At 64.0% G+C, this 13806-nt stretch carries 12 protein-coding genes, 2 tRNA genes and 2 pseudogenes; 9 read left to right on the top strand and 7 right to left on the bottom strand.

The window, feature by feature from the left end:
• Nucleotides 1-557, bottom strand: a 557-nt coding sequence (locus tag VLR48_RS08465) for an AAA family ATPase (protein ID WP_325291362.1), incomplete at its 3' end; no start/stop codon positions are given.
• A gap of 239 nt (nucleotides 558-796) precedes the next feature.
• On the opposite strand from VLR48_RS08465, the gene VLR48_RS08470 reads away from it, so the two are divergent.
• The 5 genes and pseudogenes from VLR48_RS08470 to VLR48_RS08490 form a co-directional block, all read left to right on the top strand.
• Nucleotides 797-1705: a hypothetical protein gene (locus VLR48_RS08470; RefSeq protein ID WP_325291363.1), complete on the top strand. Its 909-nt coding sequence runs from the start codon at nucleotides 797-799 to the stop codon at nucleotides 1703-1705.
• A gap of 791 nt (nucleotides 1706-2496) precedes the next feature.
• Nucleotides 2497-3225: pseudogene (locus VLR48_RS08475) on the top strand (IS481 family transposase); the annotation flags it as partial.
• A gap of 100 nt (nucleotides 3226-3325) precedes the next feature.
• Nucleotides 3326-3850, top strand: a complete 525-nt coding sequence (locus VLR48_RS08480) for an ATP-binding protein (RefSeq protein ID WP_325291364.1) — start codon at nucleotides 3326-3328, stop codon at nucleotides 3848-3850.
• A gap of 18 nt (nucleotides 3851-3868) precedes the next feature.
• On the top strand, nucleotides 3869-4087 hold the full coding sequence (locus VLR48_RS08485) for a hypothetical protein (RefSeq protein ID WP_325291365.1): 219 nt from the start codon (nucleotides 3869-3871) through the stop codon (nucleotides 4085-4087).
• Nucleotides 4088-4220: 133 nt separating this feature from the next.
• A pseudogene (locus VLR48_RS08490) lies at nucleotides 4221-4508 on the top strand (ISAzo13-like element transposase-related protein); the annotation flags it as partial.
• A 210-nt stretch (nucleotides 4509-4718) separates the two neighbouring features.
• On the opposite strand, the gene VLR48_RS08495 reads toward VLR48_RS08490, so the two are convergent.
• The 3 genes from VLR48_RS08495 to VLR48_RS08505 all read right to left on the bottom strand — a co-directional run bounded on the left by VLR48_RS08495 (nucleotide 4719) and on the right by VLR48_RS08505 (nucleotide 6252).
• Nucleotides 4719-4805, bottom strand: a tRNA-Leu gene (locus VLR48_RS08495).
• A 126-nt stretch (nucleotides 4806-4931) separates the two neighbouring features.
• Nucleotides 4932-5375 (bottom strand): tetratricopeptide repeat protein, encoded by a 444-nt coding sequence (locus VLR48_RS08500; protein WP_296806762.1) that lies wholly within the window; start codon nucleotides 5373-5375, stop codon nucleotides 4932-4934.
• Between the two features lie 64 nt (nucleotides 5376-5439).
• Nucleotides 5440-6252, bottom strand: a complete 813-nt coding sequence (locus VLR48_RS08505) for an inositol monophosphatase family protein (protein ID WP_325291366.1) — start codon at nucleotides 6250-6252, stop codon at nucleotides 5440-5442.
• Between the two features lie 432 nt (nucleotides 6253-6684).
• Between VLR48_RS08505 and VLR48_RS08510 the strand changes: the two genes are divergently transcribed.
• Together VLR48_RS08510 and ychF are read left to right on the top strand one after the other, a co-directional pair.
• Nucleotides 6685-8175, top strand: coding sequence for a mannose-1-phosphate guanylyltransferase/mannose-6-phosphate isomerase (locus VLR48_RS08510; protein WP_325291367.1), 1491 nt, complete (start codon nucleotides 6685-6687; stop codon nucleotides 8173-8175).
• Nucleotides 8176-8278: 103 nt separating this feature from the next.
• Nucleotides 8279-9370 (top strand): redox-regulated ATPase YchF, encoded by a 1092-nt coding sequence (gene ychF, locus VLR48_RS08515; protein ID WP_325291368.1) that lies wholly within the window; start codon nucleotides 8279-8281, stop codon nucleotides 9368-9370.
• 69 nt (nucleotides 9371-9439) lie between these two features.
• Here the strand turns inward: ychF and VLR48_RS08520 are convergent, their stop codons facing one another.
• Nucleotides 9440-9850 carry a hypothetical protein gene (locus VLR48_RS08520; RefSeq protein ID WP_325291369.1) on the bottom strand — a complete coding sequence of 137 codons (411 nt, stop codon included), beginning with the start codon at nucleotides 9848-9850 and terminating at the stop codon, nucleotides 9440-9442.
• 239 nt (nucleotides 9851-10089) lie between these two features.
• Here VLR48_RS08520 and VLR48_RS08525 point away from each other — a divergent pair.
• Nucleotides 10090-10166, top strand: a tRNA-Met gene (locus VLR48_RS08525).
• A gap of 549 nt (nucleotides 10167-10715) precedes the next feature.
• Nucleotides 10716-12728 carry a choice-of-anchor Q domain-containing protein gene (locus VLR48_RS08530; RefSeq protein ID WP_325291370.1) on the top strand — a complete coding sequence of 671 codons (2013 nt, stop codon included), beginning with the start codon at nucleotides 10716-10718 and terminating at the stop codon, nucleotides 12726-12728.
• A gap of 358 nt (nucleotides 12729-13086) precedes the next feature.
• Here VLR48_RS08530 and VLR48_RS08535 read toward each other — a convergent pair whose 3' ends face one another.
• Together VLR48_RS08535 and VLR48_RS08540 are read right to left on the bottom strand one after the other, a co-directional pair.
• Nucleotides 13087-13362 (bottom strand): hypothetical protein, encoded by a 276-nt coding sequence (locus VLR48_RS08535; RefSeq protein WP_325291371.1) that lies wholly within the window; start codon nucleotides 13360-13362, stop codon nucleotides 13087-13089.
• Nucleotides 13363-13528: 166 nt separating this feature from the next.
• Complete coding sequence (locus VLR48_RS08540; RefSeq protein WP_325291372.1) at nucleotides 13529-13681, bottom strand: hypothetical protein; 153 nt, start codon at nucleotides 13679-13681, stop codon at nucleotides 13529-13531.
• Nucleotides 13682-13806: the final 125 nt, after the last annotated feature.

Below are 13806 nucleotides of genomic sequence, written 5' to 3' on the forward strand. Positions count from 1 at the left end.
AAGCGGATGTGGGCGTCGGAGTCCTTGATCACCGAGTAGAGGTTACGCAGCCCGTCGCGCAGCTGTCGGGCGAGCTCCGGGCGACCGAGATTGTCGAGGATCGGCTTGTCGTACTCGTCGACCAGGACCACCACGCGCTGCTCCTGCCCGGCCTCGCGGATCAGACGGGCGAACCGCCCGGACAAGGTGCGGCCGTCCGCATTGATGCCAAGCCGCCGAGCGTTCTCGTCGAGCAGGTCTTGGATCTTGCCCTCAAGCTCATCGGGTGACCGGATCACCCCGCCGCCGAAGCTCAATCGGATGACCGGATAGCGTGTTTGCCAATCCCACTGGTCATGAATGTGAAGGCCGCGAAACAAGGGCTCGTTGCCCGCGAACAGCTCGCCCAGCGTGTCGAGAAAGAGCGACTTGCCGAAGCGACGCGGGCGGGAGAGGAAGTAATATTTGCCCTCGCCGATCAGACGCCGAGCAAAATCGGTCTTGTCGACATAATAATGGTCACCGTCGCGGATCTCGCGAAAGGTCTGGATGCCGATGGGCAGGATCTTCCGGGTCATGGCATGGGTCTGAACGGCACGGGGACATCCGGGGATTGTAGACCCTGGCGAGTATGCGACGAACCCGAGGGACCAAAACGCCGGTCGTCTCTGCCGGCTTTGCTCGAAAGCGAAATTTCGATCATCCAAGGACGATACCTCTGTTCATCTTCAAATTCCCCGTCAAGCTGACTCTCCTGGTCCTGGCTGCTATCGCGGCAGGTGTGCTCTGGCAACAGGCGCAACTGAGCGTTTTGGCCTTGAGCCGTATTGATCCCGTCCCCGAGACGCGGGCGATGGTGGCCGAAGAGCGCTATGCCGATGCGGCCGACTATCTCGACTTCTTCGTGGCGTACGACTATGTCAATCAGGATCCGGCCGCCCAAGCGCTGCACGCCGAGGTCGAGTCCGTACGCAGCAGCCTGAGCTATCAGGCCGGCGAGTTGTCCGAAGGGCTGCTCAACGGCACCAGCGACGAGACCGTCGGTCAAGCGGCGAGTGTCATCACCGACCTCTTCGTCATCGGCGACATCCGCGATCTCGCGAAGCAGGCGACTAACTACACTCAAGGCGAGGACGTCGACGAGGTCGTTACCGCACTCGCGTCCATCGGCCTTGTCGCCAGCGCTGCGCAGCTCGCGAGCGGGGTCGCTACCGCTGCCACGGCCGGGGCCGCGGCGCCGACGGTGGCGGCAAGCACCACGGCCAAGGGCGGCATCATCATCCTCAAAACCGCCCGCAAGCTCGGCAAGCTCCCGCCCTGGCTCGGCAAAGCCATCATCAAAGGCGCAAAATCGGTCAAGCAGACCAAAAAGCTCGACGCGGTCACCGACCTCTTCGGCGACGTCTATCGGCTCGCCAAGACCCGTGGGGGTTTGAACCTGTTGAGCAAGACCACGGACGCCGCATCGCTGCGCCGCATGGCCAAGCTCGCCGACACCTTCGGCGATCAGAGCGCGACCCTCTATCGCATCGGCGGCAACAGCTTCGTCCGCGTCGCCGGACGCGCCGGGGATCTGGGTCTCGACAGCATCAAGGTGCCTTCGTCTGGGTGCCTTGGCGCTGGTTCGGTCGGCTCCGGAGGCTCGCGACGAGAAGGATACGTCTCGATCGCACGCTCCTTCCGATCCTCAGGCAAGGATCTGCAATTGAGGCGATCGGGCGCGTGACCCCGGTGCCGACGGGATGTCGGCGCGGATCCGTAGCCTCTCGAGGCCGCCCGATGCGTGCGGGCTGGGCCAAACCCGCGCTGCCGGTGGGCGGGCGGCGGGAAAGAGCCGGGCTAGGGGACGTCGCAACTGCTAAGCTGCCCGTGTCCGGTTCGATCCGGCATGGCTTCCATCGGAACAGTCGCTCAACCCAACGCTTTGTCGATGCACATGGCACACCCGCACCCGCCAATGTCGGATCGCGCCTCAGGAGGACGAACGAGCACCCCGCGTCGCTTCGACTACCAGCGCCGCTGGTGCCGGGGTCGCAGGGGACGCGGGGGACGCATTCCAGTGACGCAGGGTGCTGCGCGCCACACCGACGCCGGTGACCGCCGCGCGTTGACTCTGCCCATCCTGCTGGGCTTGCGCCACCGCATGCCGATGCTTGGCGCGATCCAAGCGATCATGGATTGGCGTGGGGCGTCGATCTGCACTAGAGTCAACGCAGGCAGGGGCATCGGACAACGGCATCTCCCTCGGTCAGTTTGCGCTTCCAAGGGTACGCCTACCCGGCGCTCCTGCCACTCCTTCAGGGCGCTTGATCGCCTACCGAAACACCCCGTTTTGGACCAACCGATGATCAAGGCCTTTCCCGATAGCTCGCCAAGCATGCGTGGTCCGGTCCGGGTAATGCTGCACCATCGGATCCGCAAGCCCACCACGTCATGAACCGATCGGCAGCCCTGATATAGCTGCGGATCGTCATGTCGGTGTATTGGTGGGCTGCAAGCCAGTCGGTGAAGCCGTCCATGAAGCGCGGCCTGCCGCGCGCGCTGATGACCGACAACGGCGCGGCGATGCTGGCCGAGGAGACGGTGGCCGGACTGGCCCGTCTGGGCGTCCTGCACCAGACCACCTTGCCGTATTCGCCCTATCAAAATGTCAAGCAGGAGGCCTTTTGGGGCCGCGTGGAAGGCCGCCTGATGGCGATGCTCGAAGGCGAGTCCGGGCTCACGCTGCAGACCCTCAACCACGCCACCCAAGCCTGGGTCGAGCAGGAGTATCACCGCAGCACCCATTCGGAATTGGCCACCACGCCGCTGGCGCGTTATCTGGAGGGCCCGACCGTGGCGCGCCGCTGCCCGGACGCCGCCGCCCTGCGCGCGGCCTTTCGCATCGAGGTCGCCCGGCGCCAGCGCCGGGCCGACGGCACCGTCAGCCTGGCCGGCATCCGCCTGGAAATCCCCGCGCGCTACCGCGCCCTGGAGACGGTGCATCTGCGCTACGCGCGCTGGGATCTGGCCCATGTCGATCTGGTGGATCCGCACAGCGGCGTGATCTTGAGCCCCGTGCGCCCGCTGGATAAGGCCGCCAATGCCGGGGAGTCCCGCCGAGCCCTGGTGCCCGGCGCGCCTGTCCCGGAACCGAGCCCGCCCGGCGGCATCGCACCGCTGCTGCGCCAACTGATCGAGGCCCATGCCGCGACCGGCCTGCCGCCGGCCTATCTGCCCCTGAACACCGCCGAGGACTGCCAATGAACACGCGTCTACTCGCCCTCTACGGGCTGAAATGGCATCCCTTCTCCTCGGAGCTGCCGATCGAGGCCCTCTACATCCCCCCGCGCGTGGAGCACTTCCTGTGGCGCATCGAGCAGGCGCAGATCCGCGAAGGCTGTTCAGCGTCCCGCTGCGTCCGCACAACCGCTGGGGTGGTTTCAAGGCGCTGCGTGCCACCTGGCTCGGCCATCTGGAGACCACCCGCCGGCGCGCCGTGCTGCTCGTGGACGAGGCCCAGGAGATGAGCCCCGCCGTGCTCAACGAGCTGCGCCTGCTCGCCAGCGCCCGCTTCGACTCCCAGCCCCTGCTGTGCGTCGTCCTCGCCGGGGATACCCGCCTCACCGATCACCTGCGCCGCGAGGAGCTGCTCGCCTGCCTGCAGCACCTGTGCGCCAGCGCCGGCAACCCCGCCCTCATGAGCGAGCCCCTGCAACACACCCTCTGCGACCACGCCGCCGGCAACTACCGCATCCTCGCCTCACTCGCCGCCGAGCTGCTCGCCGTCGCCGCCCGGCAGGAACGGCCCCAGCTCGACGAGGCGCTGTTCCTCGAGGTCTTCACCCCGCCCGCCACCGCGACCCCGCGGCGGGCTGCCCTGCCACGTTAACCCACTCGGAGCACCACCATGCCGCAGCCCTACACCACCCTGCAGCCATTCTTCTGGCCACCCCTGTCCGATGACGCGGTCCTCGCCATCCGGGAGGTCCTCTTCCGACTGACCGATCAGTTCGAGACCCGCTACGCCTCCCAAATCCGCGATGCCGAACGCGACGACAACCGGCCTCGCGACCACCAACCGGACCTGTTCGACGGACCGGATTTCGACGATCCGCTGTTGTTCTGAGTCCCGTCACCGCCTTTGATCCACCTCGCGCCGCCGGCCCACACCCCGGCCGCGCGAGACCGGAAAAGCGCTTCGCCGACCCCCATCACGCAACTTGATCACGCCACCATCAAAATCGCTGACCGCACTCAGCAGCAATGCCAGCCGCAACCGGCTCTGGAAAGTGGAGTTGCAGAAGCTGGCCGATGAACTCGGACTCGCCATCTACGTGCGCCACTTTCCGCCCGGCACCAGCAAATGGAACAAAATCGAGCATCCCATGTTTTGTCACATCACCGAGAACTGGCGCGGCCGACCGCTCATCAATCACGAAGTCATCGTCAACCTCATCGCAAACACCACGACGACGCAAGGATTGGAGATCCGAGCCGAGCTTGACGAGGCCGGCTATCCGACGGGTATTGCCGTGAGCGACGAAGAGTTTTGGGTTGCCCGGTATCTCGAACATCCCGAGTGTTCTCCGAAACCCACAAGTGTTCTCCAAGACCCGAGTGTTCTCCGAGACCCCCGAGGCTCCACGAGGGCTCAAAAAGGGCTGCCAAAAGTTCCCCGGGTGTTCTCCAACTTTTGGGGGACACCACAGCTCAAACAAAAAGGGGCTAGGCTTCTGGCCTAACCCCTTGTCTTGTATTGGTACCGAGGGCCGGACTCGAACCGGCATGGGATCGCTCCCGTCAGATTTTGAGTCTGATGCGTCTACCAATTTCGCCACCCCGGCAACGCAGCTGCGCAGTATACCCGCTGTCCGTATTGATGGGTACCCCGTCGGAGACGCGCATGGATGCTCCCCGGTCCGTCCGGTATGTTCGCGCCGCGTCGAGCGCTCCGGGTCTCTCGGTGCAGATCAACGTTCGTCGAAACCGGCAAGCCGATAGAGCCGATTGGCCTCGTCGAGATCCTTCTCCACGCCGTGGCCTTGCTCGTACATCATGGCGAGCGTGGTCAGTGAGCCGACAAGACCCTGCTCGGCCGCCTTCTTGAACCAATGCACGGCCTTTTCCGGATTTTTGTCGGTGCATTCGCCTTCCATGTACATGAAGGCGAGCCCGTGCTGCGCGAGGGCGAGGCCGGCTTCGGCCGCGCGCTTCATGGATGTGTAGGCGAGCAGCGGGTTGGGCAGCATGCCGAGGCCGTTCTGGGCCATGATGGCGATCCGATATTGGGCGTCCGGGATGCCCTGCTCGGCGAGCGGGGAGAGCAGACCTGCCGCGCGTGAGAACTGCTTGTATTCAAAAGCGGTAATGCCGCTCGACAGGGCCATGTCAAGGTCGCTGATCTCTTCGGTCATGGAGGATTCCTCGTCGTGATGGTGTCGGTGGATGCGGGCGCGGCCCCGCGATGGCGTGTTCCGCTCAGGCCGAGCGCATCGGCAGGCCGACGAAGTCGAGCCAGCGTTGCAGCAGCGCGTCGTCGGCCGCCGCGATAGCGAGTCTGGGGGACAGGCTGAGATCGGTGGCCTGCGTGGCGCCGTGATCGGCGTAGAGCCGCGACGCGGCGCCGGCCTCGGAGGCGATCAGATGCCCCGCGGCGTAGTCCCAAAGTTTCTGCCCGCCATGCAGATAGAGCTGGTACCGGCCGGCGGCCAACCAGCACCAGTCCAGTGCGACTGAGCCGAGGTTTCTCTGGGAGCGGAAGCCGCCGGGGCGAAACAGGGCTGGAATGCGCTCGGGGGGGAGACGTTTCATGTCGATCATCGCCAGGCAGTCGCCGAGATCGGGGCCGGGGGCGAAGGGGCGGATGGGCTCGCCGTTGAGCGTCGCACCGCCTCTGCGCACGGCTGAGAAACACTCGTCGCGGGCCGGGTCGTAGATGACGCCAAGCGTCGCCTGTCCATGCTCGACGAAGGCCAAGGAGATCGAAAAGCCGGGGAAGCCGCTGGCGTAGTTGCCGGTCCCGTCGAGCGGATCCAGGATCCAGACCCCGGTGTCGGCCTCGGCGAGGAGGCGGCGTTGATCTTCCGCGGTCATCTCCTCGCCCAACAGCGGCGTGCTCGGGAACTCCCGCGCGATGGCCTCGACGATGCGTGCCTGGGTCGCGAAATCCGCCTCGGTGACCAGGCTGCCGTCGGTCTTTCGCTCGGCGACGATGCTGTGAAAGCGCGGCATGATCTCGGTGGCTGCGGCTTCGCGCAGGATGTCGCCGATCAGATTCGGGTCGGGTGTCATCTGGGATCTCTGTTTGATTCAACGCTCATGCGCGTGTTGGCCTTGCTTAAAACGCCGGCCGCTGCGATGACTTCGCGCTGTAGGGACAAGCCCAGCGCAGTCCACCAGAACCAGCGCAAGTCTCGGTGGACTTCGCTCTCGCTCGTTCACCCTACCGGCCGGTCTTAATTCAACGACGCTCGTGTGTCTGATGGCAGTTGGCCGCCGCTCTCCTTGGTGGCACAGGTGAGGCGGTTGCGGGGAAGATGCAACCGCGCGGGATCTCAGCCGCAGGCGAGGACGACGCGCTTGGCGGATTTGGCGAGCGCACGTCGACCTGACGCGCCGGCCCGACGATCAGTCGCGCCCACCTCTTCGGAGGTCGCATCGGCCGAATTGCGTTAATCTTGGAGGCTTGTAAATGATCCGGAATCCTTGACCAGGAGTATGTCGATGCCACTACAACCCGTCATCCTCTCCGGCGGCTCGGGAACGCGGCTTTGGCCGCTCTCGCGCGAGGCTTACCCGAAGCAGTTTTTGGCGCTCACCAGTGAGCACACGATGCTGCAGGAGACGGTGCGCCGACTCGACGGGCTCGACGAGGAGCATCCGCGCCAAGCCGTCGGACAGATCGATCCCATCGTGGTCTGCAACGAGGCCCACCGCTTCCTGGTTGCGGAGCAATTCCGCGTGATGGGGCGGCGTCCGGCCGAGATCATCCTCGAGCCGAAGGGCCGCAATACCGCACCGGCGCTGACCTTGGCGGCGCTCTCGGCGATCCGAGGCGCGAGCGATCCGGTCCTGCTGGTGATGCCGGCCGACCATACCATTCGCAACGAGGTTGGTTTCCGAGCGGCCGTGGCCGATGCCTGCGTGATCGCACGCGAAGGCGCGGTGGTCACCTTCGGGATCGTTCCGAGCAAACCCGAGACGGGCTATGGCTATATCCGGCAGGGTCCGGCCTATGAGGTCGAGGGTCTGGCCGGGAGCGCCTATCTGCTCAACGGCTTTGTTGAAAAGCCGGATGTCGCGACGGCCGAGGATTATCTTGAGTCCGGCCAATACCTCTGGAACAGCGGCATCTTCGTCCTGCGTGCATCGCTCTGGATGGGATTGATCGAGCGGTTCCGCCCGGACATCGCGCAAGCCGTGGCGAACGCCTTCGAAGCGGCCACGCACGACGGGGACTTTCTCCGTTTGGATGCCGAGCACTTCGGCGCCTGTCCGGGCGACTCCATCGACTACGCCGTGATGGAGCCCCTGGCCCGCGACGCCGGGGGTTCCGGTCCGCCCGCGGTCGTCGTGCCCTTGGATGTCGGTTGGTCTGACGTCGGCGCCTGGTCGGCGCTCTGGGAGGTCCGTGATCAGGACGCGGCCGGCAATGTGCTCGACGGCGATGCCTTTGTCCACGATGCCCGCAACAATCTACTGATCGCCCATCACAGGATGCTGGCCGCCGTCGGGGTCGAGGATCTGATCGTGGTCGAGACCCCGGATGCGGTCCTGGTCGTGTCTAAAGAGCATGCGCAGGACGTCAAGGCGGTGACCCAGTTTCTGCAGCACGAGCAGCGCAACGAGTATCGCCACCACCAGCGGGTCCATCGACCCTGGGGATCTTACGAGGCGATCGGGCAGGGGCCGCGCTACCAGGTGAAGCGACTGATCGTGAAACCCGGCGAGTCGCTGTCGCTGCAGATGCACCATCATCGGGCCGAGCATTGGATCGTCGTCTCGGGGACCGCACGGGTCACCTGCGACGAGAAGGCGTTTCTGCTCACCGAGAATCAATCGACCTACATTCCGGTCGGTTCCTCGCATCGCTTGGAGAATCCGGGGACCATTCCGCTGGAGCTGATCGAGGTCCAGTCGGGGGGCTATCTCGGCGAGGATGACATTGTGCGCTTCGAGGATCGCTACAACCGCGGGGCGAAGGAGACGCACTGACCTTCCGCCGGCCGGGCGTCCGGTACCGATGTCTTGAAAACCGGGGCGAGGACGCCCCGGCTGCTGTAGTATTCCGGGTTTTTCCGAGCGGACCTTCACAGCCATGGGATTCAAATGCGGGATCGTCGGCCTGCCCAACGTCGGCAAGTCGACCCTCTTCAATGCCCTGACCAAGGCGACGATCGCGGCGGAGAATTACCCCTTCTGCACGATCGATCCGAACGTCGGCGTGGTGCCCCTGCCGGATCCGCGCCTCGACGTCCTTGCCGCCATCGTCAAGCCCCAGCGGGTGATTCCGACGACCATGCAGTTCGTGGACATCGCCGGCCTGGTTGCCGGTGCGTCCAAGGGCGAGGGGCTCGGCAACAAGTTCCTCGCCAACATACGCGAGACCGATGCCATCGCCCATGTGGTGCGCTGTTTCGAGAACGACGACGTGGTGCATGTCGCCGGACGCGTGGATCCGCTGGACGACATCGAGGTCATCAACACGGAGCTCGCCCTCGCGGATCTCGACTCGGTGACCAAGGCCTTCGATCGCGCCGAGCGCATGGTTAAGACGGGCGACAAGAAGATCCTGGCGCGCAAGGCCCTGTTGGAGCAGATTCGCGATCAGCTCGACGCCGGCAAGCCGGTCCGCTCAATGGGCTTGGATGCCGAGGCGCTGCGCGAGGTCCGCGATCTCTTCCTGCTCACGGCCAAGCCGACCCTCTACATCGCCAACGTCGCCGAAGACGGCTTCGTCGACAATCCGATCCTGGACAAGGTCGTGGCGCTCGCCGCGGAGGAGGGCGCCGAGGTCGTACCCGTCTGCGCGGCCATCGAGGCGGAGATCTTCGACCTGGAGGATCAGGAGCGCGACGAGTTCCTCGCAGAGCTGGGGCTGACCGAGCCGGGTCTGAACCGCGTCGTGCGCGCCGGCTATCGCTTGCTGGGCCTCGAAACCTATTTCACTGCCGGCGAGAAGGAGGTCCGTGCCTGGACCATCCCGGCCGGCGTACGTGCCCCGCAGGCCGCCGCCGTCATCCACACCGATTTCGAGCGTGGATTCATCCGCGCCGAGGTCATCGCCTACGACGACTTCGTCGCCTGTAAGGGAGAGCAGGGCGCCAAAGAGGCGGGCAAGCTAAGGTCGGAGGGGAAGGAGTACATCGTCAAGGACGGCGACGTGGTCCATTTCAGGTTCAACGTGTAGCGAGGTTTCGCGTCAGACCGACGGGGCATTCCGAGACAGCGGCGCGGTCTATCAGGACGCCGAGCGAGCTCAAAATGGGAGGGCTACACTGGCGCGGCCGATATAGGGATTCGCATGCTGTTCCCATTCGGCGCTGACGGCAGCGGCATAGCGCTCCAGGACCTCCCCGAGCCCCGGCAGTTGAGGACCCTCGGCGGCGGCCAAGCTGCGCAGCTGGACAAGCGCGTAGTGCTCGTGCTCGGCCGCCACTGCGGCCTCTTGGTTGATCTCCCAGATGTCAGCCGCGGTGAAGCCCAGAGTGACGGCCCAGATGGTCGTCACCGCGTTGAAGAACGGCGCTACAGGCGGCTCCCCTCTGCCGGCAGCGACGGCCCGATGCAGCTTGCCGAGCGCCAGCAATGACAGGCCAAACAGGGTCAAGCCGCCAAGCAAGAAGACAAGGGCGATCTGATAAGGCGGTAGGGCAAAGAGGTCGTCCATGGTGCGCCCACATTAGCGATATCGAGATGATGCCGGACGATCGGGTATCGGCCACATCCCCGGTCGCCTTCTTCTAACCGGCTGAGTCAAAGGGGCTTCAAGCCGGCTCCGGGACATCCACGGGAAACCGGATGATACGCCGAATCGAGGACCCCCGGGGTACACCAACTGCTAAAGGGCATCGCATCTCTCGAGGTTGACGGAAGCGAGCCCGGAACGTATGATTCCGCGTCTTGTTTGGCTACGTAGCTCAGTTGGTTAGAGCATCGCACTCATAATGCGAGGGTCCCCTGTTCGAGTCAGGGCGTAGCCACCAAAAATCAAAGGCTTACCGATGCAATCGGCAAGCCTTTTTTCTTGCCTGTCGTCTGGGCTACACCTGGGCTAAACCTGCGAGCAGACACCCATCGTCGGAGGGGTAACCCAAGCGCGGTCAGGTCTGGCGGATGCGTCGGCGCAGAAGAGTGTCAGCGGAAAGGAATCGGGGCTCACGAGGCCGGGCATCGCACAGAGCCGGTGGAGAAGACACGAGTCTCTCAATCGCCACCAAAGCCGCCGACACGGGTTGTCGCAGCCGCCTCATAATTCAAGCGGAGACCAGACACGCATCACACGCGACGCCCGTGTCTACACGTCGGCCGTGAACCACCAACTGACGTCAGCCCGCGCTCGGGTCACGGAAAGACGCCGGTGGCTTGACCGAGCGCAATGGTTTTCGGAGCCTTCAAAAGGTACCGTCCGGCCGTGCCTTGGATGACATGGAAGTTGAGTATGCAACCCCGCTGACTCGACATAACTGCATCCACCTTCAACGCACCCGTCGTCAGCGTGCGGCGGGGAAGGGACTCAGCCAGGGAGTGACCGCATGACACGATCGACGTTCGTCTTAACCAACCTTCTCGCCTTAGCCTTCGTCCTCTTTGCCCTGAATCCCCCGGTCGGCGCGGCGGTCTTCTGTGTCGCAAACGCGACAGACCTACAGGCGGCACTCACTGCAGGGGCCTCCAACGGCGAGGACGACCAGATCCAGATCGTCCAGGGCACCTATGTCGGTAATTTCGGCTTCAGTACCCTTGGGACCAATGCTCTCGCGGTGCGAGGCGGATGGACGGCGGGATGCATGAGCCGGGAGATCGATCCGGCGAACACGGTGCTTGATGGCAATCAGGCTGGAACCGTGTTGACGCTGACGGCACCCGCTTCCGCTGCGGATCTTTCCGCTGCGGATCTATTGATACATGGTGTAACATTGCGTAACGGTAAAGCATATGGTCACGGTGGCGGGTTAATTGCCAGAATAGGCACTTACGGCTCGATGACAGTGGCATCCAGCAATATCCAGAGCAACAGCGGCGGCGGAGTATACGTTAGTAGCTCTTCTAGCAGCATTATCACCCTCGCAAACAACAATATCCAGGGCAACAGGGCGCCGGGCGAGAGCGGCGGCGGAGCAGTTATTAGTGGTGATTACAACAATGCCATCACCTTCGTCAACAACAGTATTCATGGAAACATTTCATCGTTCGGCGGCGGAATAGCTGTTGGTGGTATCTCCGACAACACCATCACCTTCATCAACAACAGCATCCAGGGCAACGGTGCGTCTTACTTCGGCGGAGGTGCGGACGTTTATAGTTATTCTAACAACACCACCACCTTCGTAAATAACAGTATCCAGGGCAACAGTGCGTCGGAAGGCGGCGGAATTAGCCTCCGGATCTATGCAAACTCTAACACCGCCGAGCTATACAACAACCTTTTCTGGAATAATCGGTCCTCCGCGACAGAGAATACTGGTGCCGACATCTGGATCAATAATGATGACGACAGCGACGTCATCCCCTCGCCCGTGACGCTGCTTCACAACAACTTCGACCAGACGCCCGGCACGGGCTTTTACACCACCCTCCCGATCCCAATCGACCCCAGCAACTTCGACAAGGTCGATCCACTCTACGTCGATTCCGAGAACGGCGATCTAAGTCTCCTGCCCGGTTCACCGATGATCGATGCAGGTTATCCAGGCACGCCGAATCTCCCGTCGACCGATATCGCCGGCCGACCACGGGTCATCGGCGGAGTGGTCGACATTGGGGCATATGAGTTTGACGATGGTTTCATTCCGAGCGCTCTGTTGAACTCTGCCGTACTACCCTACGCCCGCGCCGTGGCCGTCGGCGACACGGCAACCGCATTTGCGAGCGTCATCAACAGCGGCAACGCCACGGCGACCGACTGCTCGATCGCACTGCCAGGCGGGCTAACGGCGTCCTTCAGCTACCAGACCACCAATGCCGCCAACGCGCTGATCGGGAATCCCGATTCACCGGTCGACATCGCGCCCGGCGCCACCCAAGGCTTCGTCTTCGGCATTACCCCGAGTCAAACAATGGCCGCGAACGAGATCCCGCTGGTGTTCGACTGCGCCAACACCTCTCCGGCAACCAGCCACGCCGGCCTCAATACCTTCATCCTCTCCGCGGCGGCGAGCGCGCCCCCGGATCTGCTCGCCATCGGCGCGACCCCGAGCGGCGACGGCGTGGTGCGCCTACCAAGTCGCGACGGGACCGGCTTCTTCGCCACCGCTGCGGTAAATATCGGCAGCGCCGGTGCGGTGACCGTCAGCGCCGATGACGGCGGGCGCGGTCTGCCATTGACCCTGCAAGTCTGCGAGACCACCCGGGCAGGAGAATGGATCGTCTGCGGAAACACCCTGACGCGTTCAATCGGTGCCGATCGAATGGCTTATTACAGCGTTTTCGCGACCGGCACCGGTCAGCCGATCGCCTTCGATCCGGCCAACAACCGCCTCTTCCTGCGCTTCGCCGCGAACGGGACGACGGTTGGGGCGACCAATGTCGCGGTGACAGCGCCATAGTCCTGCGATGGCTGGCTGCGCGCCCTGCACTCGCGCAGGATCTGGATTGGTTCCTCGCCGAAGAGGTCGCTTGCGAGCCGAACTGGCGTGGCCGGGAAGCATGGCCTCGGCCACCTCCGAGGACTCCATCCTCGCGGCGGGATGTGCCGCCAGTGTGCCGCGGCTCAAGCCCCGGTCGCCCATCATCGGACGGGCGCCCGAGCGCACTCCCCCCGGACCATCCGCGCCACCTTAGCTTTTCTTAGCCGATCGGCTGGCCCGGTTGCAGGTCCCGGTGGTGCGATCCTTCGCCCGACGCTCGCAGTGGGCTCCACGGGCTTGCCGTGCGGTCTCAGGGCCTATTACTGCTCCGGTCTCGTTACGGTGACGCGCTATCAGGCTCAGCCCTATCCTCGGCTGTCTGCGTAACTGTCACGCGAGCCGCTTGCAGTCGCCGCAGCAGTTCAGCCGACAACCTTGCGAAGTCATGCGGGAGCTTGCGCCGGTAGCTGTAGAGCATCGCCTCGATGACGAGGCTATCGGCGGCTTTGAGCAGCGCCGCTTCGTCGTCCATCAAGAGCGTGACGGCACGCGCGCGAAGGTCTGCGCGTCGCTGTGCCGGTGTGCGTGCGGGTCGCTTGGGTATCTCGGTCATGTGCGTGACTGTCATGGAAACATGCAAGCGTGTGACTGTCATGGGCGGACAGTCGGCTAGGTGCAGGTGCTGTTTGAGGCGGATGCCTGTCGGAAAGGCGAGACCCGAAGTGCCGAGCCTCGGCTCGCTCGCGGGTAATTCCGCAAATTTGCGAGATTTTCGGCCGCTACCCAACGAACTTGACGCGGACCTCGGAGACGATAGGCCCACCGTTCGCGCCGGTGATCTCGGTCTTGTTGATGAAATCGCCCTGGGACTTGCCCAGCAGCGCGGACGCATTGAGGCGGTCTTTCATCTCGGCGCAGGTGTTGTCGCTCACTTTGTTTCACCGGCCGATTCCCGAATTATTTCGCGATGATTACCCGCGCGTTTCCCGCACTGATCACCCCGGTGGCGCAGTGTTGGCAGGTGGATGAGTGCGAGGAGCGCGAAGGCGGTGTGTGG

The organism is Thiocapsa sp., assembly GCF_035467215.1.
Lineage (GTDB): Bacteria > Pseudomonadota > Gammaproteobacteria > Chromatiales > Chromatiaceae > Thiocapsa.

What these genes read in the sequence shown, in the direction of transcription:
- VLR48_RS08485 (WP_325291365.1), top strand. Translation starts at nt 3,869, where the DNA reads ATGCCGCAGCCCTACACCACCCTGCAGCCATTCTTCTGGCCACCCCTG.
- VLR48_RS08500 (WP_296806762.1), bottom strand. Translation starts at nt 5,375, where the DNA reads ATGACCGAAGAGATCAGCGACCTTGACATGGCCCTGTCGAGCGGCATT.
- VLR48_RS08505 (WP_325291366.1), bottom strand. Translation starts at nt 6,252, where the DNA reads ATGACACCCGACCCGAATCTGATCGGCGACATCCTGCGCGAAGCCGCA.
- VLR48_RS08510 (WP_325291367.1), top strand. Translation starts at nt 6,685, where the DNA reads ATGCCACTACAACCCGTCATCCTCTCCGGCGGCTCGGGAACGCGGCTT.
- ychF (WP_325291368.1), top strand. Translation starts at nt 8,279, where the DNA reads ATGGGATTCAAATGCGGGATCGTCGGCCTGCCCAACGTCGGCAAGTCG.
- VLR48_RS08520 (WP_325291369.1), bottom strand. Translation starts at nt 9,850, where the DNA reads ATGGACGACCTCTTTGCCCTACCGCCTTATCAGATCGCCCTTGTCTTC.
- VLR48_RS08530 (WP_325291370.1), top strand. Translation starts at nt 10,716, where the DNA reads ATGACACGATCGACGTTCGTCTTAACCAACCTTCTCGCCTTAGCCTTC.
- VLR48_RS08535 (WP_325291371.1), bottom strand. Translation starts at nt 13,362, where the DNA reads ATGACCGAGATACCCAAGCGACCCGCACGCACACCGGCACAGCGACGC.